23 protein-coding genes are annotated in these 23,522 nt (G+C 59.1%); 6 read left to right on the top strand and 17 right to left on the bottom strand.

What is annotated here, in order from left to right:
- Positions 1-15: 15 nt before the first annotated feature.
- The 7 genes from ACO6TG_RS20030 to ACO6TG_RS20000 all read right to left on the bottom strand — a co-directional run bounded on the left by ACO6TG_RS20030 (position 16) and on the right by ACO6TG_RS20000 (position 7,017).
- On the bottom strand, positions 16-1,509 hold the full coding sequence (locus tag ACO6TG_RS20030; protein WP_422374817.1) for a CpaF family protein: 1,494 nt from the start codon (positions 1,507-1,509) through the stop codon (positions 16-18).
- A 30-nt stretch (positions 1,510-1,539) separates the two neighbouring features.
- Entirely contained in the window at positions 1,540-2,847 is a 1,308-nt protein-coding gene (locus tag ACO6TG_RS20025; RefSeq protein ID WP_422374816.1) for an AAA family ATPase, read from the bottom strand.
- Positions 2,848-2,855: 8 nt separating this feature from the next.
- A complete protein-coding gene (locus ACO6TG_RS20020; protein ID WP_422374815.1) occupies positions 2,856-3,572 on the bottom strand; it encodes a CpaD family pilus assembly protein in 717 nt (238 codons plus the stop codon).
- Positions 3,573-3,582: 10 nt separating this feature from the next.
- Positions 3,583-4,989, bottom strand: coding sequence for a type II and III secretion system protein family protein (locus tag ACO6TG_RS20015; protein WP_422374814.1), 1,407 nt, complete (start codon positions 4,987-4,989; stop codon positions 3,583-3,585).
- A 38-nt stretch (positions 4,990-5,027) separates the two neighbouring features.
- On the bottom strand, positions 5,028-5,792 hold the full coding sequence (cpaB, locus tag ACO6TG_RS20010) for a Flp pilus assembly protein CpaB (protein ID WP_422374813.1): 765 nt from the start codon (positions 5,790-5,792) through the stop codon (positions 5,028-5,030).
- 389 nt (positions 5,793-6,181) lie between these two features.
- The gene (locus ACO6TG_RS20005) at positions 6,182-6,688 is read right to left on the bottom strand and encodes an A24 family peptidase (protein ID WP_422374812.1); all 507 of its coding nucleotides are present in this window, start codon (positions 6,686-6,688) and stop codon (positions 6,182-6,184) included.
- Between the two features lie 143 nt (positions 6,689-6,831).
- Entirely contained in the window at positions 6,832-7,017 is a 186-nt protein-coding gene (locus tag ACO6TG_RS20000) for a Flp family type IVb pilin (protein WP_422374811.1), read from the bottom strand.
- 525 nt (positions 7,018-7,542) lie between these two features.
- On the opposite strand from ACO6TG_RS20000, the gene ACO6TG_RS19995 reads away from it, so the two are divergent.
- From ACO6TG_RS19995 to ACO6TG_RS19975, 5 genes are all read left to right on the top strand, one after another.
- Positions 7,543-8,007: a pilus assembly protein N-terminal domain-containing protein gene (locus tag ACO6TG_RS19995; RefSeq protein ID WP_422374810.1), complete on the top strand. Its 465-nt coding sequence runs from the start codon at positions 7,543-7,545 to the stop codon at positions 8,005-8,007.
- A gap of 30 nt (positions 8,008-8,037) precedes the next feature.
- Positions 8,038-8,589: a TadE/TadG family type IV pilus assembly protein gene (locus ACO6TG_RS19990; protein ID WP_422374809.1), complete on the top strand. Its 552-nt coding sequence runs from the start codon at positions 8,038-8,040 to the stop codon at positions 8,587-8,589.
- A complete protein-coding gene (locus tag ACO6TG_RS19985) occupies positions 8,573-9,175 on the top strand; it encodes a TadE/TadG family type IV pilus assembly protein (protein WP_422374808.1) in 603 nt (200 codons plus the stop codon). Before ACO6TG_RS19990 ends, ACO6TG_RS19985 begins: the two co-directional genes overlap by 17 nt.
- Before the next feature lie 151 nt (positions 9,176-9,326).
- Complete coding sequence (locus ACO6TG_RS19980) at positions 9,327-10,739, top strand: bifunctional enoyl-CoA hydratase/phosphate acetyltransferase (RefSeq protein WP_422374807.1); 1,413 nt, start codon at positions 9,327-9,329, stop codon at positions 10,737-10,739.
- A gap of 2 nt (positions 10,740-10,741) precedes the next feature.
- A complete protein-coding gene (locus tag ACO6TG_RS19975; protein ID WP_422374806.1) occupies positions 10,742-11,926 on the top strand; it encodes an acetate/propionate family kinase in 1,185 nt (394 codons plus the stop codon).
- Here the strand turns inward: ACO6TG_RS19975 and ACO6TG_RS19970 are convergent.
- Positions 11,923-12,858: a phosphate/phosphite/phosphonate ABC transporter substrate-binding protein gene (locus tag ACO6TG_RS19970; RefSeq protein WP_422374805.1), complete on the bottom strand. Its 936-nt coding sequence runs from the start codon at positions 12,856-12,858 to the stop codon at positions 11,923-11,925. The genes ACO6TG_RS19975 and ACO6TG_RS19970 overlap by 4 nt on opposite strands.
- 89 nt (positions 12,859-12,947) lie before the next feature.
- On the opposite strand from ACO6TG_RS19970, the gene ACO6TG_RS19965 reads away from it, so the two are divergent.
- Positions 12,948-13,568 carry an HAD family hydrolase gene (locus ACO6TG_RS19965; protein ID WP_422374804.1) on the top strand — a complete coding sequence of 207 codons (621 nt, stop codon included), beginning with the start codon at positions 12,948-12,950 and terminating at the stop codon, positions 13,566-13,568.
- Between the two features lie 5 nt (positions 13,569-13,573).
- Here ACO6TG_RS19965 and ACO6TG_RS19960 read toward each other — a convergent pair whose 3' ends face one another.
- The 9 genes from ACO6TG_RS19960 to ACO6TG_RS19920 form a co-directional block, all read right to left on the bottom strand.
- Positions 13,574-14,602, bottom strand: coding sequence for a histone deacetylase family protein (locus ACO6TG_RS19960; RefSeq protein ID WP_422374803.1), 1,029 nt, complete (start codon positions 14,600-14,602; stop codon positions 13,574-13,576).
- Between the two features lie 57 nt (positions 14,603-14,659).
- Complete coding sequence (locus ACO6TG_RS19955; RefSeq protein WP_422374802.1) at positions 14,660-15,658, bottom strand: aldose epimerase family protein; 999 nt, start codon at positions 15,656-15,658, stop codon at positions 14,660-14,662.
- Between the two features lie 80 nt (positions 15,659-15,738).
- Entirely contained in the window at positions 15,739-17,238 is a 1,500-nt protein-coding gene (locus ACO6TG_RS19950; protein ID WP_422374801.1) for a phosphomannomutase/phosphoglucomutase, read from the bottom strand.
- A gap of 63 nt (positions 17,239-17,301) precedes the next feature.
- Entirely contained in the window at positions 17,302-17,814 is a 513-nt protein-coding gene (locus tag ACO6TG_RS19945; protein WP_422374800.1) for a retropepsin-like aspartic protease family protein, read from the bottom strand.
- A 77-nt stretch (positions 17,815-17,891) separates the two neighbouring features.
- A complete protein-coding gene (locus ACO6TG_RS19940) occupies positions 17,892-18,791 on the bottom strand; it encodes a ribokinase (protein WP_422374799.1) in 900 nt (299 codons plus the stop codon).
- 143 nt (positions 18,792-18,934) lie between these two features.
- On the bottom strand, positions 18,935-19,564 hold the full coding sequence (gene upp, locus ACO6TG_RS19935) for a uracil phosphoribosyltransferase (RefSeq protein WP_094073868.1): 630 nt from the start codon (positions 19,562-19,564) through the stop codon (positions 18,935-18,937).
- A gap of 66 nt (positions 19,565-19,630) precedes the next feature.
- A complete protein-coding gene (locus tag ACO6TG_RS19930) occupies positions 19,631-20,872 on the bottom strand; it encodes a DUF1688 family protein (protein ID WP_422374798.1) in 1,242 nt (413 codons plus the stop codon).
- Positions 20,873-21,191: 319 nt separating this feature from the next.
- On the bottom strand, positions 21,192-22,187 hold the full coding sequence (locus ACO6TG_RS19925) for an adenosine deaminase (RefSeq protein ID WP_422374797.1): 996 nt from the start codon (positions 22,185-22,187) through the stop codon (positions 21,192-21,194).
- A gap of 44 nt (positions 22,188-22,231) precedes the next feature.
- The gene (locus ACO6TG_RS19920; RefSeq protein WP_422374796.1) at positions 22,232-23,452 is read right to left on the bottom strand and encodes a phosphopentomutase; all 1,221 of its coding nucleotides are present in this window, start codon (positions 23,450-23,452) and stop codon (positions 22,232-22,234) included.
- Positions 23,453-23,522 lie beyond the last annotated feature (70 nt).

Raw genomic sequence — 23,522 nt, 5'->3', positions numbered from 1 at the left:
GACTCAATCCGTTCCTTAGTCGGGCAGCTCGGCGGCATCGAGCGCCTGCGCCAGACGCGATTCCTCGCCGAAATATCGTGCGCGTTCCCAGAATTTCGGACGTCCGATGCCGGTGGACCGGTGACGACCGATGATATTGCCGTTGGGATCCTCACCAACAATGTCGTAGAGGAAAATATCCTGTGTGGTGATGATGTCGCCTTCCATGCCCATCACTTCCGTGACGTGTGTGATGCGGCGAGAGCCATCACGCAAACGGGCGGCCTGAACGACAACGTCGATGGACGAAACGATCATCTCGCGCAGAGTGCGCGAAGGCAGAGAAAATCCGCCCATCGTGATCATGGATTCAAGACGGGACAGGGCCTCGCGCGGCGAGTTGGCGTGCAGCGTGCCCATGGATCCGTCGTGACCGGTGTTCATGGCCTGCAGCAGATCGAACGCTTCAGGTCCACGCACCTCGCCCACGATAATGCGTTCCGGACGCATACGCAGACAGTTCTTGACCAGGTCGCGCATGGTGATTTCACCCTCCCCTTCCAGGTTGGGTGGCCGGGTTTCGAGGCGCACAACGTGAGGCTGCTGCAGCTGAAGTTCAGCACTGTCTTCGCAGGTGATGATGCGCTCGGTGTTTTCGATATAGGCCGTCAGACAGTTCAGGAGCGTCGTCTTGCCCGAACCGGTACCACCGGAAATCAGGACGTTACAGCGAGAGCGGCCGATGATCTGCAGGATCGTCGCACCTTCCGGTGTGATCGAGTTGAATTTCGTCAACTGATCGAGGGTCAGCTTGTCGCGTTTGAATTTACGGATGGTCAGGGCCGGCCCGTCGATCGCCAATGGCGGGGCGATCACGTTGACACGAGATCCATCGGGAAGGCGAGCGTCACAGATCGGGCTTGAATCGTCCACCCGTCGACCGACCTGGCTCACGATACGCTGACAGATATTCATCAGCTGCGCATTGTCCCGGAAGGTAACGCCGGTCTGTTCAACCTTGCCCGAGGTCTCGATATAGACCGTGTGGGCACCGTTCACCATGATATCGGCGATGTCGTCGCGCGCCAGCAGCGGCTCCAGCGGGCCATAGCCAAGCACGTCATTACAGATATCTTCCAGCAGGTCTTCCTGCTCGGAAATCGACATGACAACGTTTTTCAGGGCGATGATGTCATTCACGACATCGCGGATTTCGTCCCTGGCATCTTCCGCATCCAGACGCGCCAGCTGCGACAGGTCAATAGCCTCGACCAGCGCGTTGAAGATCTGGGCCTTGGTCTCGTAATACTCGCTGCCCTTCTTGCGCGGTGACGGTGCACTTGCAGCAGGTTCAGGTGCGGGCGGCGGAGATGTCGCAGGTTGCGCAGGTTCGGTCTGGATCTTCTGCGGCGCAGGCGGCTCGGGCGCCGGGGCCGGTGCTGACGGCGCAGGCATGTCCTGCAGCCCGGGAACGCCTCCCGGCCGGATGGTCTGGGGACCAGACGATGAACTGCCACGTCTTCCAAACATAACGACTTATCTGCTCCGCTGTGGGACCGGTCAGCCGGCCTTCCGCTTAAATTTCGAGAACAACCCGCCAAGGCCGGGCCGCGCCGACTTGGTCGGCTGGGCTTTTCCGGACACGGACTGCGCCAGATCTTCAAACATGCGCGCGATGGCGTGTTTGTTGTCTATCTCACCGATCATCTGGCCGTTGTTGGCGGCCGTTCCAAAGAGCTGCGGCTCGAAGGGAATGGCAGCCTGAACGGTCAACCCAAGAGCGCTGGCAAACTCATCCGGCTTGATCTCCGGACGTTTCGGCACATTCACCTTGTTCATCACCAGGTGAGGCGGCCGGTCGTTCGGGCGCAGCTGCTTGAGCATGTCAACGGTGTTCTTCGCGTTGCGCAAATTGGCCAGATCCGGCTCGGCAACCATCACGATCTCGTCCACGCTCAGAAGCGTTTGCTTGACCCAGGCGCTCCAGGCATGCGGCACGTCAAGAACCACCTGCGGAACGCTGGTCCTCATGGTCTCGATCAACTGCTCGAACGACTTTTCACCCTGGTCATAGGTGCGCTCGAGGGTCGCCGGGGCCGCCAGAAGACTGAGGTGATCGTTACATTTCGACAGGATCCGGTCGAGATAGGTCTCGTCCAGGCGTTCCGGCGCTGAAATGGCTTCAAAAACACCCTGGAGCGGGTCCTGATTGTAGTCCAATCCTGCCGTGCCAAAGGCCAGATCCATATCGGCGACGACAACTTCGGCCTGGAAGCTCCGGGCCAGGGACCAGGCACCGTTATGGGCAACCGTCGACGCACCACAACCACCCTTGACCCCAAAAAATGCGATCGTGCGGCCGAGCGGTTCGGCATCCGGGTCTGCATAGAGTTCACCAATCGCTCCGATCAGCTGGAACACGCTGACAGGGGTAACCAGATACTCGCTGACCCCGCGCGAAATCAGGTCGCGGTAGAGGGTCACGTCGTTGACGTCGCCAATGACGATCACCTTGGTGCCGGCGTCGCAATACTCGGCGAGATGATCGAGGCTGGAGACAAGATCCTCGCGATTTCCCGAGGTTTCCACCACGATCAGATTCGGGGTCGGTGCTTGTTCAAAGGTCTCGATCGCAGCCGGTATGCCCCCCATGTCGAGCTTCAGATGCGCTTTGGACATCCGGCGATCTTCCATGGCAGCTTCCGCCGTGCGCATGGTGCCGTCCGTCAGGCAGAACCCATGAATGGTGATGCGCGGGACAGCCCCAATATGCATGCCCTCATCGCTGCCGCCGTAAGACTGCTGAGACGGCTCGGATATGGGGTCCATGTAACCGGACATATTTTTCAAGTCTGGGTTGGCACTCATATTATCACCTAGTCTTCTGCGATCTCGGCACCGACACCTTCTTCGTAGTCGGAGGCTGTCACGTCGCCTTTCCGGTAATTCTCCAGGACCACGGCACGGCGTGCCTGGTCGGCGGGTGTGGAAGCCCGCGGCGTCAGCAGATCGGACGGATTGGAGACCATGGCCGCCAGGTTCGCCTGTGTGGCGCAGCCGTAGTTTTCGTAGTCTTCATTCCTGTTGAAGTGCCCGCCGATATTCTGGGGCCAGGAACCGCACTCGCCGGCGGTTGCCTTCATCTTCGGGTAGGACAGCCTGATCGGTGCATCGGCCGTCGCATCCTGAACGGGGTAGGTGCGCGTGCTGATCCGGGACCTGGAGACACCGCCCTGCTGCAGGGCCTTGCGGATCTGCGGCGTCACCGCGTGCACTGCAGCTTCGTTGGCTCCGCCCGACGGTACCAGTATTTCCACTGCGCCGTTGCCATGCTGCCGGGAGTCGACACCAAAGGAACTGATGGTTCCCACAATCGGTCCGCTCAGTCGTCGCGTACTTCGGCCAAGCGGCAGATCCAGGGTCTCCGGCGCTTCGGTCACCACGATCGGATGCCTCAGCTGATAGTCATTGGAGGCAAGCAGGTCGGCCGGCTGTTGCGACTGACTTTGGCACCCCATCACTGCCAGGCATCCGGTCAGGACAAGTGCGGTTCTGGGCGCAATCGCGAACCGGATCATCTTTTTCGTCTTCATCCGTCCGTCCTCACTTGTAAATGAATCCGACCTGGCCGTGATACGTGCCTTCGGCGGTCCCGCTGGGGCTAAAGATCTTGTTCAACCGGTTCAGGAAGACTGTCTCGGCGTCCGTCGGAATGATGAAATTCTTGTCCGGGCGCTGGAGTTTGCTCGCTGCGACCGGCTGCACCACGTAAGGCGTGACGAAGACCACCAGTTCGGATTGCTGCCGAAGGAAGTCGCGGCTCTTGAACAGGCTGCCGAGAATCGGCACCTGCATCAGGCCGGGAACACCATCCACCGCCTGCTGGTAACGTTCCTTCAGCAGGCCGGCCATCACAAGTGTTCCGCCTGAGGGCAGTTCCATCGTTGATTCCGCGCGCCGTACCTTCAGCGCAGAGATCGTGATGTTGGAGAAGGTGACAGCCCCCTCGTTGCTGAGCTCACTGACCTCGGTCTTGACACGCAGGCTGATGCGTCCGCCAGAAAGAACCACCGGTGTAAAGTCGAGGCCAACACCGAATTTCTTGAATTCAACGGTCACTTCGTTGTTGTCCTGAGAAATCGGGATCGGGAATTCACCACCAGCGAGGAAGCTCGCATTTTCACCCGAGATGGCTGTCAGCGTCGGTTCCGCCAGCGTCCGGATCACGCCATCGCGCTGCAACGCGTCGATCTGTGCGGTGATTGAGGTTGCGCCCCGTGCGAACTGCATACCGCCAACGGCCTGGTTGACGACGTTCGGGTTCACCGAAAAGTTCGGCAGATTCTGAAAGAAGGGGGTGAAGTTACCTGTTCCGACCGTACCGGAGAATTGCACGCCGAGCTGCTTGATGATCGACCGCTCGACTTCGGCGACCGTCACTTTCAGATGCACCTGGTCCTTGCCTTCGACAGCGATCAGATTGACGACTTGCGATCCGCTTTCTGCGCCTTCGAACTTGGCGGCTATATCTGCGGCCTGCTGCGCTTCCAGCGTGCTCTTGGCGGAGCCGCTCAGAATGACACTTCCATTGACGGATTCAGCGTGAATTCGAGTGCCGGGAATGAGTTTGCGAATGATGCGGGTCAGGTCGGACGTGTCTTTTTCGACCCGGACATCAAAACTGGCCAGCTCCCGGCCGCTGCGGCTGAAGAGCACCAGACGCGATTGGCCGGCGGTGTTGCCTATGACAAAAATCCGACGGGGTGTTCTGAGGACCGCATCCGCGATTTCCGGGTTCGACACCAGCACGTCGGCGGCGTCTTCCGCGAGATTGATCACCACCGAGCGGCCAACCCCCACATTCAGAATGCGACCGATGGCTCGTTCACCAGCGGCAACATGGACCTGGCTTGGAAAATTGCCTTCGGCCACCGCCGCAGGAACCGACCCTGCCAGAAGCGTTCCGGCAAGCATTGCCGTGGCTGCAATCTGTTTCAGAAAGTGTTTCATCGCGCCCCTCACGCTGGACGTTCTCTTGTAAACCTGTGTCATTGCGAACCTGCCTGGCTGGTCACGCCAAATTTTACGTAACTGACGCCGCGCCGGCGGGTGTCTTCCGCCACAGCATCATCGGCGGAATCCTGCGCGCTACGCAGGGCCAGATCGATAGTGCCGACTTTCTGGGCCTGGGCCACGACTTCGGACTGCGACAGTGTCAGCTCGAGTGTCGCGGTTTTCTTCGGGTTCAGGCTTTTCTTGTCCTGTTCGCCGGCGGTTGTCGTGTCGATCGCCAGAACCCGCACATTTTCAAGAATGGTTTCGCTGATCGCACCGGTGTCAGATTTGCGCGTAAGAATGAGATCAACCTTGTCGCCCGGCAGGATGAAACCACCTGCGGTCGTTTCCGGTTCCACGCTCACCGCGATGGCCCGCTTGCCCTTTGGCAGAATGGCAGCCATGAAGCCCTTGTCCGTGTTGATCAGACGCTCGGGACGGATCGGCTCGCCAGCGAAGATCGGAGCCTTGGCGATTCGGCCCGTATAGTCCTCCTCGGCGCCCGGATTGACCGCCTTGCTGACCACCCCGAGAGGTATGGCATCCTCGGGCCAATCCGCCCAGGTCATGTCTTCGGCCGAGAGCTTTCCGCCAAGCTGAATGTCTTTCTTGGCGACCAGAACCTGTGCTTTCTTCTGTTCCGGTGCCTCGGTAACGACCACCTGTTCAGGCTTGCCTCCAGACAGCATCACCATTCTGAAGGCGATGATGCCAGCGGCGACGGCGATTGCCAGAACGAAAATTCGAGCGATTTTCATGACCTAAACCCAATATTCCTGTGCAGACTCGCACTGTTCATTTCGTAGAATGAGGGGTAATTGGTCAAAACATGGTTAATCAGATGTAGATGTTTTCAGTTAATATCCGTTAACTTTACTGAAGGCTTTCTTAAATTTTTCTCAATCTGCGAGAAAATGGACCGCCTCTAGCGCATAACTCTGCGGAGAATGACCCTTTTTCGGGTGGCAATTCTGCGGTGTAAACATCCGTTCAAGACACCCGGAAAGAATGATCATAGACAACTGAAGCGTCTTGCGGATCCGGCTGCAGCAACGATCAGGCGGTCCCACGAACACAAAAAACCCGCCGGAGGGCGGGTTTCAATCGAGAACCAGGGCTGGAAATTCTGCGAGGAATAGTTCCTCAGCTAACTGAAATGAGCGAACCAGACGGTTGACGGATAGACCTGAAGAGCGGCGACCGCAATTGAAATGCCGTAGGGAATGCCACTCTTGGCGTCATGCAAACGTGCAAACCAGTCTTGCCGGGCAAGCGCATTGGGCACCAGAACCACGCGACGCATCAAAAGAAGACCGATCGTCAACATGGCACCATAAAGTGCGACCAGCAGGGTGAACTCCGCCAGTTGGGGTGTAAAGCCGATCCAAAGCGCGATTGCACTGATGAACTTTACGTCACCTCCTCCCATCCAGCCTGCGGCGAAGAAGCCGAAACAAACCAGAAAGACCGGCAACAGCCCGAGCAAATGCAGGCCCCAACCTGCCAGGGGAAGCCCGGTTACAAGGGCGACCATTGCGAAACCAGCCAGCAACATCAGGGCAACCCTGTTCTGGATGGTCATGGTCAGGAGATCCGATGCGCCGCCAAAGGCAACCAGCATCGGAAAAATCACCAGGATCGCAGCTTCGATCATAGGTCCTTCACTCGGCTGATGGTCAGTGACCGCAATCGTATCGGGAGACAGTTAACGTTTCGCAGCCATTCGGCCATAAAACGCAAAAACGGGCAGAAATCTGCCCGTTTCGCGTCGTTTGCGCTTGTGCGCTAAACGTAGACTTAGCTGCCGCCGATCGCTGCAGAGTCGAGCGAGTCCTGAATTGCAGTGAAGACGCCTTCCAGAGACGTACCGGTGAGCTGCAGAGCGCCGATGATGACGATGGACAGCAGGCCGGCAATCAGGCCGTATTCAATTGCAGTTGCGCCGGATTCGTCTTTTACGAAACGGTTGATAAGATTTTTCATGTGTTTGCTCCAAGTACCACTGAGTTGACAGCTTCAAAGTTCGACGGATCTTTTTTTGTCCGTTCGAACATGAGCTCACCCTAGGACAGAGAGCTTTCCAACCAGTTAAATTTACCATCCATCTTTGAAAAAATGCTGGCAAATATGACTATAGTTAACAACAGGTATAGATAAAATTGGGTTAAAGCAATACAAAAACTTTAAAATAAAAGCCGATATTCAAGTATTACTCCATTTTTCAAACTTTGCATACTCAAAATCGCCATAAGGTCGGAGACTTTTCATTCAGGTTTTATTAATAAATGCATCAAGGGGAAATATTTCTACTCGAATGAGTGTGATAGAATTTCACTCAAGTCGCATCAACCGCGATCCTGCTCGTTCGAATACAGAAAGTGGGCTGCGCTCAACGGCAGGCGCCGCACTGCGCCGGTTTACACTTCTTGAGTTGCGCCGTTAGCAGATCGTTCACCACGTTTGCTGCATGCTGTCGCAGGAACGAATTCATATGGAGTACCCATAAGCATGTTTACGAACATACTGAAATGGACAGGCGTGCTTGTGTTAGCGCTTCAGGCTGGAGCGGTGGCAGCACAGGATGGACCTGTCATGGTCACGGTGGATCGCGCGAAGATCTTTCGCATCGACGACGGCGCCTCGGCGGTCATTGTCGGCAACCCTTTTATCGCAGACGTTGCCATGTTCGATCAGAACACCGTTGTGATCACCGGAAAAAGCTACGGAACCACCAATCTCGTCATCCTCGACGCAAACAACACCCCCATCGTCGACGAAGTCATAACCGTGAGGGCTTCGGAAGAAGATGTTGTTCAGGTCTATCGCAAGACCGCCCGCGCGACCATGTCATGCAATCCGGTTTGCGAACCAACCCTTCGCCTCGGCGACTCCGAAGTTGCGTTCCAGGCGGCTGCCGATCAGGCCACCAACCGCAATGCGTTGTCTGTTGAAGCAGCGGGCGGGAAAAACTAGTCCTGTTGTCGAATTCGGAGCTCGTATCGCATGTACCGGAAAATTCGGCTTTTCTTGTCCGGAACAGGACAAAAAGGAAAGGATCTGGCAAAAGACCGCGACGGCGTTACCGCCGTTGAGTTTGCGCTGGTTGCCTTGCCGTTTTTCACTCTGGCGTTCGGCATCATAGAAATTGGCCTCGCCCATTTCGCCAACCGGCTGGTCGACAACGCCGTTGTGGAGGCGTCCCGGCTGATCCGGACAGGACAGGCACATAATGGCAACCTGACAGCGGCCGGCTTCAAGACCGCTGTGTGCGAGTCCATGCCCAGCTTCATGTGCGACGAGGACCGCATTTTCCTCGAAATCAGATCAATCGACGACTTCGCCGACGCTTCATCGCTTGACGATCTCTACGACGACGAAGGCAATCTGCGGGAAGACACGGCATACGAAATCGGTGATCAGACTTCAATCGTCGTGGTGAACGTGATCTACAAGTGGCCCATGGCGACTTCCATCCTGAAGTTTGACAGCACAGATAATGGCTATGAGCGCCACCTGACCTCAACCATGGTGTTTCGCAATGAACCCTTCAACTGATTTCAATCCCAACGGCCGTAGCCGTCGGAGTGGTTCTTGCGGCACGATCTGGAAAGACACGCGTGCGGTCGCGGCAACGGAGTTCGCGCTCATTTTGCCGGTCATGTTCCTTCTTCTCATCGGAATGGCGGAAGTCACCGGGGCGATGAACCAGGATCGCAAGGTGGCCCGCATCTCGAATGCAGTGACCGACCTGGTGGCACAGGCTGAAACGGTCACTGAAGCCGAACTGCTGGGTGTGCTCGATCTCGGCGAGCAGGTTCTTGCACCCTACCCGGCCGACGAGCTCGACATTATCGTCGCAAGTGTTTCCTTTGACGAGGACGGTGACGCAGAAGTTGATTGGAGTTTCAATTCCGGCGGAGACAATCCGTGGACGGAGGGTGCGGAACCCCCGATCACCCTGCCGGACACCATTGCCGCTCCCAACACGTCCATCGTCGTCGGGGTGACGACCTTGAATTATTCCCCGCCTTTCGCCGGCATCTTCACAGACTTCTTCACGCGGAAGGACGCACTGGAGCTTTCTCATACCTACTATCTGCGTCCACGGTTGACCGACACTGTCCAGTGCTCGGATTGTTAGGAAACGCCATTTCCGGCGCTCTTGCGCGGTTCTTTTCTCAGGATCGTTTCGGCCCTACATGTTCTCCCGTATTTCTACCGTCGCATTCTAAGGGTACTCTCCCGCGAATTGCTGCGCTGCAATATGTATTTCAGGACGGGATTACGGGAAAATGGCAACCAACAGGACATATGATCAGATCAAGATAGGCGACAGCGCAGAAATCGTGCGCGAGTGCTCCTCGAACGATCTCCTGGTCTTTGCGCACGCGTCGGGCAATCGCAACCCCATTCATCTCCCGGATACGGACTGGACCGGCGATGGCGTCGTTGACAAGCCGACAGCGCCTGCCATGTGGGTGGGCGGCCTGGCCTCGGCTGTGCTTGGCAACATTCTTCCCGGGCCCGGAACGGTTTACAAAGCCCAGTCCTTCCGATTTCTCGGCCGCGCTGCCGTAGGCGACAAACTCACGGTCAAGGTCGTTGCCACCGAGAAAAAGGACAACAACATCGTTCTGTTCGAATTGAGCGTGACCCGGGGTGACGGCGTCCGCTTGGTCGAGGGTGTCGCCGAGGTCACCGCCCCGACGGAAACCATCGAATTCGATTCCAGCGAGATCCCGGCACTGCTCGTGCAGCGGCACAGGCACTTCAACCGGATGATTGAGCTGGCAAAAACCCTGCCGGCCCTGCCAACCGCCGTCGCGGCTCCGGATGATCCGAATTCGCTTGAAGGTGCGCTCATGGCGGCTCGCGAAGGACTGATCGACCCTGTCCTGATCGGCGCGAAAGACAGGATAGATGCCGCCGCCAAAGAACTGGGCGAGGATATCAGCGGCTACGAACTGATCGACATCGAAGACGAGATGGAAGCTGCCGGGCGCGCTGTCGCCATGGTGCATGAAGGCCGGGTCAAGGCGGTCATGAAGGGGCATCTGCACACGGACCACCTGCTGCATCACGTCGTGAAACGCGACGGCGGCCTGCGCACCAAGCGGCGTATCAGTCATGTCTTCGTCATGGACATTCCCGGCCGCAAGACACCCGTTCTGATTTCCGATGCCGCCATCAACATTTCGCCGGATCTCAACACCAAGGTCGACATCACGCAGAATGCGATCGACGCCGCCCGTGCGCTCGGCCTCGAGATGCCGCGCGTTGGCGTTCTGTCGGCAATCGAGACCGTCAATCCCGCCATACCCTCCAGCCTGGACGCGGCGGTTCTGTCCAAGATGGCCGAGCGCGGTCAGATCACCGGCGCCGTGGTCGATGGCCCCCTGGCGATGGACAATGCCATCGATGTCCAGGCCGCCCGCACCAAGGGCATCACCTCGCTGGTGGCCGGACATGCCGAAGTGCTGATCGTGCCCAATCTGGAATCCGGCAATATGCTGGCCAAGGAGCTGACCTTCATCGCCCATGCAGAAGCCGCCGGCCTTGTCATCGGTGCAAAAGTTCCCGTCATGCTGACCAGCCGCGCCGATGACGGCCGGGCACGCCTCGCGTCCTGCGCGCTCGCCCTGCTTTATACGCACTGGCAGGCCAATGGCGCGCCGGCCGGCATTCTCGACCGCGAGGAAGACTGACCATGGAACAGGTCATCCTGGTTCTGAATTCCGGCTCGTCCTCCATCAAGTTCACGCTTTTTGCCGGAGCGCGGGAATTGCTGTCCGGACAAATTTCGGGTCTCGGGGCGACGCCGCATATCAAGCTCGCTTCCAAAGTGACGGATACCAGGATCGATCGTCCGCTCAATGCCGAAGAAGGCCGAAGCCATGGGTCCGCCATGGGCACCCTGTTGCCTCTGCTGGAGGCCGAACTGGGCGGGCGTCCCGTCGACGCGGTCGGACACCGGGTTGTTCATGGCGGTGTTGTTCACGCAGAACCACTGCGGATCACACCCGAAATACTGAGCGATCTTCGCTCTCTGGAACCGCTTGCCCCGTTGCACCAGCCTCATAATCTTGCCGGCATTGAGGCAGCCACGAAGGCCTTCCCGGACGCCTTGCAGACGGCCTGTTTCGATACGGCGTTTCACCGCAAGCATCCCTGGGTCAACGACACCTTCGCCCTGCCCCGGCCGTTTTACGAGGAAGGCGTGCGGCGTTACGGCTTTCATGGCCTGTCTTACGAGTATATCTGCAGTTATCTGAAGTCGGCCCGCCCGGATGTCTATGCGGGCCGGGTGATCGTCGCCCATCTGGGCAATGGTGCCTCCATGTGCGCGATCCGCGATGGCCAGAGCATCGGGTCCACCATGGGCTTTACCGCGCTGGACGGCCTGCCCATGGGCACTCGCTGCGGCCAGCTGGATCCGGGCGTCGTGCTTTATCTTCTGACCACCAAGGGCATGTCGCCGGAGGAAGTTTCGGACCTTCTTTACAAGGGCTCCGGCCTGAAGGGTCTGTCCGGTATCAGCCAGGACATGCGCACGCTCACCGAGAGCAACGATCCAAAAGCTGCCGAAGCCATCGATTATTTTGTGTTCCGCATCCGCCGGGAGCTTGGCGCGATGGCAGCTGTTCTTGGCGGTCTCGATACGATCGTCTTTACCGGTGGTATCGGTGAAAACGCGGCACTGATCCGGGAAAGAGTCTGCGCCGACCAGGACTGGCTCGGCCTTGCCATTGACAAGGCCAGGAACGAGGTGCGCGAAGAGGACATTTCCGCGCCAGGCTCGAGCATCAAGGTGCTGGTCATCCCCACAAATGAAGAGGAAATGATCCGTCGGCATACGGAAAATCTGCTGAACGAAGAGACAGTCGCAGCCTAGCGTCCTTGCGGGTTCAACAGGGTCACATATTCCTCTTCGAAGGTGCGCAGGACCGGCCGGAAATCGCCGTGGACCACCGGCTCGAAACCGCCGGGCAGATCCGGCTCGATCGCCAGATAGGCATCGGGTGCTTCACGGCGCAGATCCATCAGACCAGCCCGGATGCGCCGTTTCAGTTCGTCAGGCAGGTCCTTGCGCAGACTGTGGGCGGAATAGGGGATCGGCGGTGACCGCCAGACAATCTCAAGATCGTTGAAACCACGGCCGCCAGCGACATAAAAATCGTTGAGCGTGCCGGCGGTATAGCCGTTCTTGGCTTCGCCGGCCAGGGTCGACCAGGCAAGACTCGCCTGCACGCGGCCATCCAGGATCGCACGCAGACCTTCAACGGGGTCCTGAACCTCCACCAGCGCACTGAAATGAGCCCGCGCGTTGATGCCGTCAGCGGCCAGGTTGGTGAGTGGAACCCGGTACCCGGTCACCGCATGGGTACCACCGACGGCCAATCGGGTGCCCTTCAAGTCTGCCAATGTGTTTTTTTCGCCGTTTCGTTTGGCGACAAGGATGGCATAAAACCGTGCTGGAAAATCGTCGGGGGCGGCCGTCACCAGAGGCTCGATACAGGCGCAGAGCTGGTGCACGGCGGCATAGCCGGACGGAGACAGCCTGGCATAGTCGATGCGGTCGGCGGCAAGCGCCTCGATGGCATCGGCCATCGTGTCCATGAGGAACAGGTCGACCGGCATGTCGGCGACATCCTCCAGCGCCAGACGGAAAGGCTCGACACGCTCGCGCGCCGCTTCATCCGCAGCGACGACCACGCCAAGGCGCAACCGGTCCGGCATGCCGCTTTCCTGCTGTGCCTGCGCCAAAGTGGCCAAAAAGGACAGCAACAATGGCAGGACCGCGAGAACCAGGATCTTGGCAGGCATCACATTCCGGACATAAGGTTTTGATGTAACGTACAAAATATTGTCCTGCCCAGGCATGGAACATTCTCACTTACTTCGGACCGGCCCGCATGAGCGACCCTATCACGACTGTTGTCTTCGATATAGGAAATGTCCTGATCGAATGGAATCCCGAACACCTCTATTCCAGGCTCATTCCCGACGAAAAAGAGCGCAGGCATTTTCTGGAATCGGTGTGCTCGATGGACTGGAACCTGGAACAGGATCTCGGCCGGTCCTGGGAGGAAGCTGTCTACGCCCTGTCGCAGCAGCACCCCGACAAGGTCGATCTGATTGCAGCCTATTCCAGGCATTGGCATGAGATGGTTCCAGGAGAAGTCCCGGGCACGCTTTCCCTGCTTGAAGCCCTGAAGGCGTCGGGCACGCCGCTTTATGCCATCACCAATTTTTCAAACGAGAAATTCGCCGAGTGTCAGTCCCGGTTCCCGTTTCTCAAATCCAGCTTCCTGGACATCGTCATTTCCGCGGAAGAACGGTTGATCAAACCCGATCCGGCTATTTATCAGCGCCTGTTTGATCGCAATGGTCTTGATCCGAAGACCTGCCTCTTCATCGATGACAGCGAGCAGAACATTGCCACCGCGCGGCAGCTGGGCATGAAAGGGCATCACTTCAAGGAGGCCGAGCGTCTCAGACAGGATCTGCTTGAACTTGGATTGCTGCCTGCCTGACGAGGCTATTCTTCAAATCCCTCTAGAACGTTGACACAGTTGGTGCCAAGCGCATCGACCGCGTAACCGCCTTCCATAACGAAGATGGTCGGGACGCCGACCTTCTTGAGTCGTTGGCCGAGACGCAGAAAATCATCGCTGGTGAATTTGAAGCCGGAGATCGGGTCGTGCTCATAGCAGTCCATGCCAAGTGACACGATCAGCGCTTCCGGTTTGTAGACAAGAAGCCAGCGGCAGGCTTCTTCCAGCGCGGGCGTGTATCCGTCCCAGTCGGTGCCGAGCGGCAGGGGCCAGTTCCGTGTGAAGCCGGTCCCGGCATGTTCACCCGTCTCGTCCGCATATCCCAGGAAATAGGGATATTCTTCCTTGGGGTCGGCATGAATGGACAGGAACAGAATGTCAGGCCGGTCGTAGAAGAGAGCCTGCGTCCCGTTGCCGTGATGGTAGTCGACGTCGAGGATCGCGATCCGGTGAAGGCCGTAGTCCCGCAGATACTGAGCTGCCACGGCGGCGTTGTTGAAAAAGCAGTAGCCACCGAAGAAATCGAACCCGGCATGGTGGCCGGGCGGCCGGCACAGGGCAAAGACCGATTGCGCCCCGTCCAGAACCATCTTTGCCGCGGTCAACGCAGTGTCGACCGATGCACGGGCAGCCCCATAAGTGTGTTCGCCAACGGGCGTGCCGGCATCCATGGAATATCGGCCCAGCAGACCATCGATATGTGTAACGGACACATCCTGCCTGAGGCTGCGGATGGGCCAGACAAACGGAAATGCTTCCTTGGTGCGGCCCGCTGCCGTCCATTGTTCCCAGAACCCTTCCAGAAAGGAAACATAGTCGGGAGAGTGCACCCGTTGCAGCGGCCGGATTGGAAACTCCTCCGGTGCGAGGATGTCACCGACATTCCTGTCACGGACGGTTTTAAGCACGATTTCTGCGCGACTCGGGATCTCGACGGCCGGTTTCAACTCGCCGTCGGAAATCTCCTGAGCCGGCGCATGCGCAAGCTGGGTGTCTGAAAAAACCGTCTTCACAAGCTGCCCCCGGTTCCCTTGCCATGACCTTAGCCGATGCGGGTAATGTAACCCAAATCAGGAAAAACGGAATTCCGTAACGTGACTATAAGTCTCTGAGGGCCGTAACAAAACACTCGTGAACCCGTCCTGGTTGACGCTGTCCGGCCAACGCTGAGCCTCCAGGCAGAGACCGGCATGCGGACCGTAGCGTTTTCCTTCCAGTCCCGGCACCTTTACGTCGATCCCGCCGGCATCAAAAAGCTGCAGGCCAGGCTCCGTTGTCCAGACTTCCATGCGCCTGTCTCCCGACGAATCCTCAAGCGCCGCCGCAAATTCGACGCTCTCGCGCGACGCGTCGGAGAGGCAGAAATTGTGATCGAAGACAACGGTCTCCTCGCCGGCCCGCCGCCGCAGCTTGCGTCCATCCTGAAAGTCGTAAGGCGTCCAGGCCACCTTGCGCACTTCACCGGTCGGGATCAGATCCTCATCGACAGGCAAGTAGCTGTCCGCAGCAATTTCAAGGGTGTGATCAAGGATCGTGGCGCTGCCATCCAGATTGAAATAGCTGTGCTGGGTCAGATTGACGGGCGTGGTCCTGTCCGTGGTCGCCGTGATCTTCATGCGCAGCGCGCCAGTGCCGGTCAATGTATAGCGCAACAGCACGTCGACGCGTCCCGGATAGCCCATGTCGCCGTCTTCAGAGACAAGTTTGAGCAGCACGCTGGCCTTGTCGCTCTGCTCCAGTTGCCAGACACGCCGTGAAAAGCCACGAGCGCCGCCATGCAACTGGTGGCGCCCCCTCTCATTGACATCCAGCCTGTGCTCCTGACCGTCGATCGTCATCCGGGCGCCGGCAATGCGATTGGCACAGCGACCGGCAACAGCTCCGAAATAGGGCGAATGGTCCAGGTAGCTCTGTAGGTCTTCAAAGCCAAGGACAACGGTTTGCCCGTCAACCTTGAGGTCCCGGATGATTGCCCCCAAGGTCAAGACAGAGGCCTGGAGTGCGCCTTTCCTGAGTGAAATCTCGTGAACGACCTCGCCGTCAGGCAAGACACCAAATTCCCTGATCATCATTCACTCCGGCAGCAGGTCGTCAGCAGAAGCTGACCAAGAAGGACGGCCGCTGACAATTGCCGCCGTCCGTCCATCGATCAAATGGTCTGGTTGTATTCACCGACTTCCGGGTTCTCACGCAGGACACCGTCAACAGCCTTGAACATGGCGTGCAGACGTTCTTCGGAGACCGGACTTTCCACCACAACGACCAGCTCCGGCTTGTTGGACGAGGCGCGAACCAGACCCCAGGTACCATCCTCGCTCACGACGCGGACACCGTTGACGGTAATAAGATCGGTGATCGCCTGTCCGGCAACCGTCTCGCCCTTCACTTTCATGTCCTGGAACCGCGCGACAACCCGGTCGACGACGTCATATTTGATCTCGTCGGCGCATTTCGGTGACATGGTCGGCGAGCCCCAGGTCTTGGGCAGGTCCCGGCGCAGATCCGCCATGGTCTTGTCCGGGTTGCGGTCCAGCATGTCCAGGATCGCAATCGCGGAGACCAGACCATCGTCATAGCCGCGGCCAATCGGCTTGTTGAAGAAGTAATGGCCGGACTTTTCAAAGCCGACGACGGCATTCAGTTCGGTCACTCGGCGCTTGATATAGGAATGCCCGGTCTTAAAATAATCCGTCTTGGCGCCGTTGGCCTGCAGCACCGGATCGGTGTTGAACAGACCGGTCGACTTGACGTCGACGACGAACTGGCTGTTCGGGTGCAACGCCGAAATGTCCCTGGCCAGCATGACACCGACCTTATCGGCGAAGATCTCCTCGCCTTCGTTGTCGACCACACCGCACCGGTCGCCATCGCCGTCAAAGCCGAGACCGACCTCCGCACCGACTTCCAGGACCTTGTCCCGGAGCGCATGCAGCATTTTCATGTCTTCCGGATTGGGATTGTAGCGCGGGAAGGTGTGGTCAAGTTCCGCGTCAAGCGGAATGACCTCGGCGCCAATCGCCTCCAGGATCTTCGGGGCGAACGCGCCGGCCGTGCCATTGCCACAGGCCGCAACCACCTTGATCGGACGCTTCAGCTTGGCCCGCTCCGTCAGGTCCTTGAAATAGACGTCCGGGAACCCGTCCACGAAACGGTAGCTGCCGCCTCCCTTCAGGTCGAACGCGGCTTCCAGAACGATTTCCTTCAAGCGCCCCATTTCGTCCGGACCAAACGTCAGGGGCCGGTCGATGCCCATCTTCACGCCCGTCCAGCCATTGTCGTTGTGAGACGCCGTGATCATCGCAACAGCGGGCACGTCCAGCGCAAATTGCGCGAAATAGGCCATCGGCGACAGGGCAAGACCAATGTCGTGAACATTGATGCCAGCCGCCATCAGGCCATTCACAACCGCCATCTTGATGGTTGAAGAATAACTGCGAAAATCATGACCGACGACGATGTCCGGCCGGACGCCCCGCTCGTGGATGAGCGTGCCGATCCCCATGCCGAGCGCCTGCATGCCCATCAGGTTGATTTCTTTTTCGAACAGCCAGCGGGCATCGTATTCGCGAAACCCGGTCGGCTTCACCATGGGAAGAGATTCATACTCAAGCGTGTTGGGCTTCAAACTCGGGAGAGGTTTCGGAAACATCAATGCCTCACAATGGCGGAGAATAGAAACAGACGGGTCAAGCCGCGCATGCGGCGGGGCAGATTACTGAACCAGTACTAGCGTGCCGCCCGACATGTCAAACCGTTCCAACTGGTTGAGGACCGACATGCCAAGCAGGGGCTGCCCCAGACTGTCGTCTTTCAGGACAAGCGCGTCGATGTCGTCCAGGCGAATGTCGCCAAGCCGCAAGCCGTCGATGACAGTTCGTGCACCGCGGGCCGTGCCGTTTGCTGTTCGGATCGGGACGGTAAAATCGGCTTCGCTCAAAAAGATGCCAATGTCCTCCGCCACGGATTCCGGCAGTACGGTCACCGTCGCTCCCGTATCGACCAGCATGTCGACAAAGGTGCCGTTCAAGCGGGCTTCGGCAACGAAATGCCCGGACCTGTTTCTTGTAATGCGATAGATCCGCTCGCCTGTATCCGTTCCGTCGCCGTTCTCAATGCCGGTGTCCGCCCTATGCGTGTCCGCCGACCCCAATCTCTTTTCAACGAGGATCGGAACCAGGGGCGCAAGGGCGAGAAAAACCAGTAAGATGACGGCAAACCGTATCATGCCAAGCCTATAAGTTCAGGATCGCCTCTCCCTATCACGGTTTCCTTAGCAGGCTGTAAAACCGGGATGCTGCACCGTCAGACAATCTGATCAGCCAGGTGCGCAATGTCCTTTTGGTGAGGCGCGCTGGATTGCGCACCGGTTACGGTGCAGGCGAGCGCGCCGGCGGCAATGCCTTCCTTGAGCGCACGGTCGAAGGCAGCATTCCGATCCAGTGCCGAGGCAACAGCGCCGCAAAACGCATCGCCGGCGCCGGTCGTGTCCACTGCAGTGATTTGAGGCGACCTGTAGCGGTAGCGCGTCTTTTCGGTGCGCGCCAGAACGCCGTCAGCCCCGAGCGTGACGACGATCGAGCGCTCGGACGTCGCCAGCCGTTCCGTAAAGGATTCTGGATCTCCCGGAATACCCAGGCGATCCGCGATTGCGACTGCTTCGCTCGTGTTGACCACAACGATACTGGCCATTTCGAAACAGGTGCGCAGATCCCCTTCCGGCACCGGGGCCGGGTTCCAGAACACAGGGGCACCAGCCTCCCTGGCCAGCAGACTGGCCCTTGCGGCCTGCGCGAACGGCACTTCTCCCTGGATCAGCAACATGTCGCTGGAAGAAAACCCACCCTCAAGCCAGCCCGCATCAACCCGGGCGTTGGTGCCGCTGGCGACGATGATCTGGTTCTCGCCGGATGGGTCGATGCCGATAAAGGCCAGACCGGTCGATCCGGCAAGCGACCGGATACCGGACAGATCAACGCCGGATGCACGCAGGTTTTCCAGCGCCAGTTCGGCAAAACTGTCCTGTCCGACAGCGCCCACCATGCGAACCTGCGCCCCCGCTCGCTGCGCCGCCAGCGCCTGGTTCGCGCCCTTGCCGCCCGGAAAGGTCTGGTGGTCGCGGCCGTTCACCGTTTCACCGGCCGTCGGCAGGCGGGGGACAGCAACAACCAGGTCCAGGTTGATGGAGCCGAATACCGTGATCATGCTGCCTCCCCTTTTGTCGAGAGGTTAGACCGAAAACACCTGCAAGTCGCCACGGGAATTCTGGCGATATTCTGCCAGAACGTCATCCTGACCCTAGGCTCAAACAAAAAGCCCGCCGGATGGCGGGCTTCAGATCGATTACATCACTTGGTGCCGTACATGCGGTCGCCGGCATCCCCGAGGCCCGGGACGATATAGCCTTTCTCATTGAGCTTCTCGTCGATGGAGGCTGTGAAGATCGGCACGTCCGGGTGCATCTCGTTGAACTTGGCGACGCCTTCGGGCGCGGCCAGCAGGCACAGGAACCGGATGTTGTTGGCGCCGCGCTCCTTCAATTTCTGAACCGCAGCAATCGCGGAATTGGCGGTTGCCAGCATCGGATCGACCACGATGACCAGGCGCTCGTTCAGGTCTTCCGGCGCCTTGAAATAGTATTCCACCGGCTGCAGCGTCTCGGGATCGCGGTAAAGGCCGACATGGGCCACGCGCGCGGACGGCACCAGATCCAGCATGCCTTCCAGCAGCCCGTTGCCGGCGCGAAGCACGGACGCAAACACCAGCTTCTTGCCGGCCAGTGTCGGCGCCTGCATTTCGGCGAGCGGCGTTTCGATGGTCTGGCGGACGAGCGGCAGGTCTCTCGTAACCTCGTAGCACAGCAGTGTCGAAATCTCGCGCAGCAGACGCCGGAATCCCTGTGTGGAAGTTCCCTTGTCGCGCATGATGCTCAGTTTGTGCTGGACCAGCGGGTGGCTGATGACATTGGCTCCGGACATATCTGCCTCTCTTGCGTTTTGAACCCACAGGTGGCGGGCTCATTTCATTTCGTCATTGTTCAGGAGCTATGCCCCGAACGGCAACCAAAAAACAGCCCCCGGATTGAGGATTTTACCCAGATCGCGCAGGTTTTCCGGAGCTTGTTCAAGAATACGGTTCCCTGCCCGGTCCGTGCCGCCTTCCAGAATGCAGGTAAAGGGCACCTGGTCGAGGTTCATCCCAAGGCCGCTGGCCAGCCGTTCGGCCAGCTTGTCGGTGAGCGCGATGGTGAGCGCACGGATTTCGATCATGCGATCGCGGATGGCCTCCGGCGTAAGCGTGCCGTTGCTGTCCTTCAGTGCGAGAACACCGGATTTCACGAACAATACCGCATGTGTCAGATCGGCCGGCGCGGTCAACTTTTCCAGGCCGGTGACCTCAAAACCGGCCCAGGCAAACGGTTCGACCAGTGAGTAGACCATCTGCTGCGCGGCCAGATGAAACGGCATGATTGCGTGGACGTCATTGCCCGGCAAGGCCGAATGCACAAAAGCATCGCCCAACCAGATATCCCCCGACGTGGCCCCGCCTTCCCAGACCGGGGCCAGGGCCTCCAGGATCCGGTCGAGAACGTCGCCCGCATCGATGGTACCATTGCAATCCGTCGCCAGTTGGACCGCCAGGAGCCCCGGCCGGGTGGCCTCACCTTCGCCGAACAGGTCCGGCCGCAGCGCCAGGGCCTCCCCCATGCGCTTCAGGTGCCTCTGCATGGCCTTCAGGTGATCCGCGTCGTCGCGGTCGTCCCATTGCAGGCCGGCGGCAAGCTCAATCAGATCCATGGAGACCAGAGCGCCGGCGTCAACCCGATAGGGATCGGTCATGTCGGAGGAGAACGACCCGGAGGCAAACATGTGAAAGGCCGCGAGCGCCGACGCCTGAGCACCACCGACCGTCGTTTCGGTCATGCGGTCTTCATACTGCCAGCCCGACGGATGCAGTGTTGTCATGGCGATGCCGAGAAGAGCCAGGTCAGCGGCAGCTGCCAGCATCTCCTCTGCGGTCTCGAACCCGCGCGCGCTGGCCATGGCCTGCCAGCGATCGATGCCACCTGCCTCGAACCCCCGCCAGATGCCATAGGGCGGGATCTGAAAATCGGGATAGTTTTCCTTTGTGGTTTCCAGCACCGTTGCCACGGCGGCGTCGAGACGGTCCAGATCAACACCGACATGGGCAAGACCGCCTTCGGCCGCCAGATCGAGCAGCATATGCGCCTTGCGGCGGACTTCTTCGGGTTGGAACAGCGTCAGCGCCGGATTGGTGTCGTTCATTTGAAAAATCTGCCTTATTGGAAAACCTGAACTCGCCTATTTGCCTACCCTAACCTTGTCAAACCGGTTCGGGTATCTAATTCATCCCTTGCTCTTCGGCCATTTTGGACAAGTACGGCAATGGTGTCCGGCGGCAGTCCCAAGGCGCATATCACCACTCCGAAACCTGTCACGCCCCACCTTCGCCAGGAAGTGGACGAGACCGGCCAGCATATTTGAGTGAGACCTTCCAATACGGCCGTAGCCAGTCACTCAGGAGTCGCTTTAGCGGTTCCTCAGGATGGTGCCTTTTGCCTCGATAGTCGGCACTCTGCCGCGCCTATGCCTGTTTCGCGCTGTCCAGTCTCACCAGCAACCGGTTGCGGGTGGCGTCGTCGCAGAAGGCGGCTTCGATGGCTGTGCGCGTGACCGCCATCTGATCGTCGAAACTCCAGCCGAAGGTCTCGGAGACCGATGCATATTCCTTGCCGAGCGTCGTGCCGAAAAAGGGCGGGTCGTCGGAATTGAGTGTGATCTTCACTCCCTCGTTGCGCAGCCGGTTCACCGGGTGAAAACGCAGATGGGAATAAACACCAAGCGCAGTGTTGGACCCCGGACAGACCTCAAGCACGATGTCTTCATCGGCAAGCCGCTTGACCAGATCCGGATCTTCAATGGCGCGCACACCATGACCGAGGCGCTTGACCCTCAGAAACTCGAGCGCGGCGACCACGCTTTCCGGCCCGCCGAACTCGCCGGCATGGGCCGTTGTGCCAAGGCCTTCATCCGCGGCCATGCGGAACGCCTTGGAAAAATTCGCCGGATGGCCGGCACGTTCATCGCCGGCAAGGCCGAAGCCGGTGACCAGCGGATGCGGATTGCCGATGACCTCCTTGACCACCCGCTCCACCGAGGCAGACCCGAAATGACGCACACCGATGGCGATCATGCGGCCTTCGATGGCGGTGTCGGTCTTGGCGCGTTCGATCCCGGCCGCCAGACCTTCCACATAGGACGCGTAGGACAAGCCAGCCGCCTGGGCATGGTCCGGAGAAATGAAGATCTCGCCATAGATCGCGCCTTCCGCCGCCAGCATACGGAAATAGGTTTCCGACAAAAGCGCATAGTCGGCCGGCGTCTTGAACACCGCGCTGGCAACGTCATAGGCCTTCAGAAACGTGGTGAAGTCCGACCAGACATATTTGCCATTGCCATCCAGAGCACTTGAAACATCCATGCCGTGATGGTCGGCCAGGCGGGCCACCAGGGTCGGTGGTGCCGCGCCTTCGATATGGCAATGGAGCTCAGCCTTCGGGACCTGAATGGCATCGGGCATCTTTGGCGGATCCTCGGTTCTCGTTTCGCTTCAGAGACAGCAGATTACAGGAAACTGCTGCCATTGGGGCCAATTGCAATGCCCAGGTGGTCGGCAACGCTTTCGCCAATATCCGCATAGGTCTTGCGGCCGCCGACGCTGCGCCCGGCAATGCCGGGGCCAGTGGCGATCACCGGCACGTGCTCGCGGGTGTGATCGGTGCCCTTCCAGGTCGGGTCGCAGCCGTGATCCGCGGTCAGGATCAACAGGTCGCCTTCCCGCATCCTTGCAATCATTTCCGGCAGGCGGCGGTCGAAATGCTCAAGCGCTGCTGCATAGCCCGGCACATCGCGGCGGTGACCGTAGAGACTGTCGAAATCGATGAAATTGGCAAAGATCATGTCGCCATCTTCTGCAAGATCCATTGCCTCTAGGGTCTTGTCGAAGAGCTGGTCGTTGCCGGCGCCCTTCAGCACCTTGGCGACGCCCTGATGAGCGAAGATGTCCGAGATCTTGCCAATGCCATAGACCGTACGGCCGTCGGCGGTCAGCCGGTCAAGCAGCGTCGGTTCCGGCGGCAGCACCGAATAGTCGCGCCTGTTGGCGGTGCGCTCAAAGGTCTCTGATGACCCGCCGACAAAGGGCCGCGCGATGACACGGCCGATATTGTAGGGATCGGCCAGCTCGCGGGTGATCTCGCAAAGCTCATAGAGCTTGTCGAGACCGTAGTGCTCCTCATGGGCGGCGATCTGGATGACGGAATCCGCCGACGTATAGAAGATCGGTTTTCCTGTCTTCACGTGCTCTTCGCCGAGCTCGGCAATGATGACGGTTCCGGAGGCATGCTTGTTGCCCAGAATGCCGTCCAGCCCCGCCTTCTCGCTGATCTTTGCGATCAGCTCATCCGGAAAGGTCGGAATGGTTTCCGGGAAATAGCCCCAGTCGAAACGCACCGGCACACCCGCAATTTCCCAGTGGCCCGATGGCGTATCCTTGCCGTTGGACACCTCGGCGGCATAGCCCCAGAGCCCTTCCGGTTCGCCGGCAAAATCGAGACCCGGAACATCCTTGCCGGTCGACAATTTGCCCGCGGCCCCAAGGCCGAGCCGGTCCATGTTGGGAACGGTCAGCGGACCGCTGCGCAGGCCTTCCCTGTCGCCTTTGCCTTCGGCGCAATGCGCCGCGATATGACCCAGGGTGTCGGACCCGGCATCGCCGAAGTCAGCCGCATCCGCGGCACCGCCGATGCCAAAACTGTCCAGAACGCACAGAATTGCACGAGGCATGGGCATCTCCTCATTTATCATTGCCGGTTCCACCCGAACCGGAGGGGCGCCGGAAGGATATTCTCCCGGC

Source organism: Roseibium sp., assembly GCF_965233565.1.
Taxonomy (GTDB): Bacteria; Pseudomonadota; Alphaproteobacteria; order Rhizobiales; family Stappiaceae; genus Roseibium.
Note: the sequence above shows the minus strand (reverse complement) of the source record. Positions and strands in the feature narration are given on the sequence as shown.

What these genes read in the sequence shown, in the direction of transcription:
- ACO6TG_RS19920 (WP_422374796.1), bottom strand. Translation starts at nt 23,452, where the DNA reads ATGCCTCGTGCAATTCTGTGCGTTCTGGACAGTTTTGGCATCGGCGGT.
- ACO6TG_RS19995 (WP_422374810.1), top strand. Translation starts at nt 7,543, where the DNA reads ATGTTTACGAACATACTGAAATGGACAGGCGTGCTTGTGTTAGCGCTT.
- ACO6TG_RS19950 (WP_422374801.1), bottom strand. Translation starts at nt 17,238, where the DNA reads ATGTTTCCGAAACCTCTCCCGAGTTTGAAGCCCAACACGCTTGAGTAT.
- cpaB (WP_422374813.1), bottom strand. Translation starts at nt 5,792, where the DNA reads ATGAAAATCGCTCGAATTTTCGTTCTGGCAATCGCCGTCGCCGCTGGC.
- ACO6TG_RS19955 (WP_422374802.1), bottom strand. Translation starts at nt 15,658, where the DNA reads ATGATCAGGGAATTTGGTGTCTTGCCTGACGGCGAGGTCGTTCACGAG.
- ACO6TG_RS19980 (WP_422374807.1), top strand. Translation starts at nt 9,327, where the DNA reads ATGGCAACCAACAGGACATATGATCAGATCAAGATAGGCGACAGCGCA.
- ACO6TG_RS19970 (WP_422374805.1), bottom strand. Translation starts at nt 12,858, where the DNA reads ATGCCTGCCAAGATCCTGGTTCTCGCGGTCCTGCCATTGTTGCTGTCC.
- ACO6TG_RS19990 (WP_422374809.1), top strand. Translation starts at nt 8,038, where the DNA reads ATGTACCGGAAAATTCGGCTTTTCTTGTCCGGAACAGGACAAAAAGGA.
- ACO6TG_RS19930 (WP_422374798.1), bottom strand. Translation starts at nt 20,872, where the DNA reads ATGAACGACACCAATCCGGCGCTGACGCTGTTCCAACCCGAAGAAGTC.
- ACO6TG_RS19925 (WP_422374797.1), bottom strand. Translation starts at nt 22,187, where the DNA reads ATGCCCGATGCCATTCAGGTCCCGAAGGCTGAGCTCCATTGCCATATC.
- ACO6TG_RS20020 (WP_422374815.1), bottom strand. Translation starts at nt 3,572, where the DNA reads ATGAAGACGAAAAAGATGATCCGGTTCGCGATTGCGCCCAGAACCGCA.
- ACO6TG_RS20025 (WP_422374816.1), bottom strand. Translation starts at nt 2,847, where the DNA reads ATGAGTGCCAACCCAGACTTGAAAAATATGTCCGGTTACATGGACCCC.
- ACO6TG_RS20000 (WP_422374811.1), bottom strand. Translation starts at nt 7,017, where the DNA reads ATGAAAAATCTTATCAACCGTTTCGTAAAAGACGAATCCGGCGCAACT.
- ACO6TG_RS19945 (WP_422374800.1), bottom strand. Translation starts at nt 17,814, where the DNA reads ATGATACGGTTTGCCGTCATCTTACTGGTTTTTCTCGCCCTTGCGCCC.
- ACO6TG_RS20030 (WP_422374817.1), bottom strand. Translation starts at nt 1,509, where the DNA reads ATGTTTGGAAGACGTGGCAGTTCATCGTCTGGTCCCCAGACCATCCGG.
- ACO6TG_RS19975 (WP_422374806.1), top strand. Translation starts at nt 10,742, where the DNA reads ATGGAACAGGTCATCCTGGTTCTGAATTCCGGCTCGTCCTCCATCAAG.
- ACO6TG_RS19985 (WP_422374808.1), top strand. Translation starts at nt 8,573, where the DNA reads ATGAACCCTTCAACTGATTTCAATCCCAACGGCCGTAGCCGTCGGAGT.
- ACO6TG_RS20005 (WP_422374812.1), bottom strand. Translation starts at nt 6,688, where the DNA reads ATGATCGAAGCTGCGATCCTGGTGATTTTTCCGATGCTGGTTGCCTTT.
- upp (WP_094073868.1), bottom strand. Translation starts at nt 19,564, where the DNA reads ATGTCCGGAGCCAATGTCATCAGCCACCCGCTGGTCCAGCACAAACTG.
- ACO6TG_RS19965 (WP_422374804.1), top strand. Translation starts at nt 12,948, where the DNA reads ATGAGCGACCCTATCACGACTGTTGTCTTCGATATAGGAAATGTCCTG.
- ACO6TG_RS20015 (WP_422374814.1), bottom strand. Translation starts at nt 4,989, where the DNA reads ATGAAACACTTTCTGAAACAGATTGCAGCCACGGCAATGCTTGCCGGA.
- ACO6TG_RS19940 (WP_422374799.1), bottom strand. Translation starts at nt 18,791, where the DNA reads ATGATCACGGTATTCGGCTCCATCAACCTGGACCTGGTTGTTGCTGTC.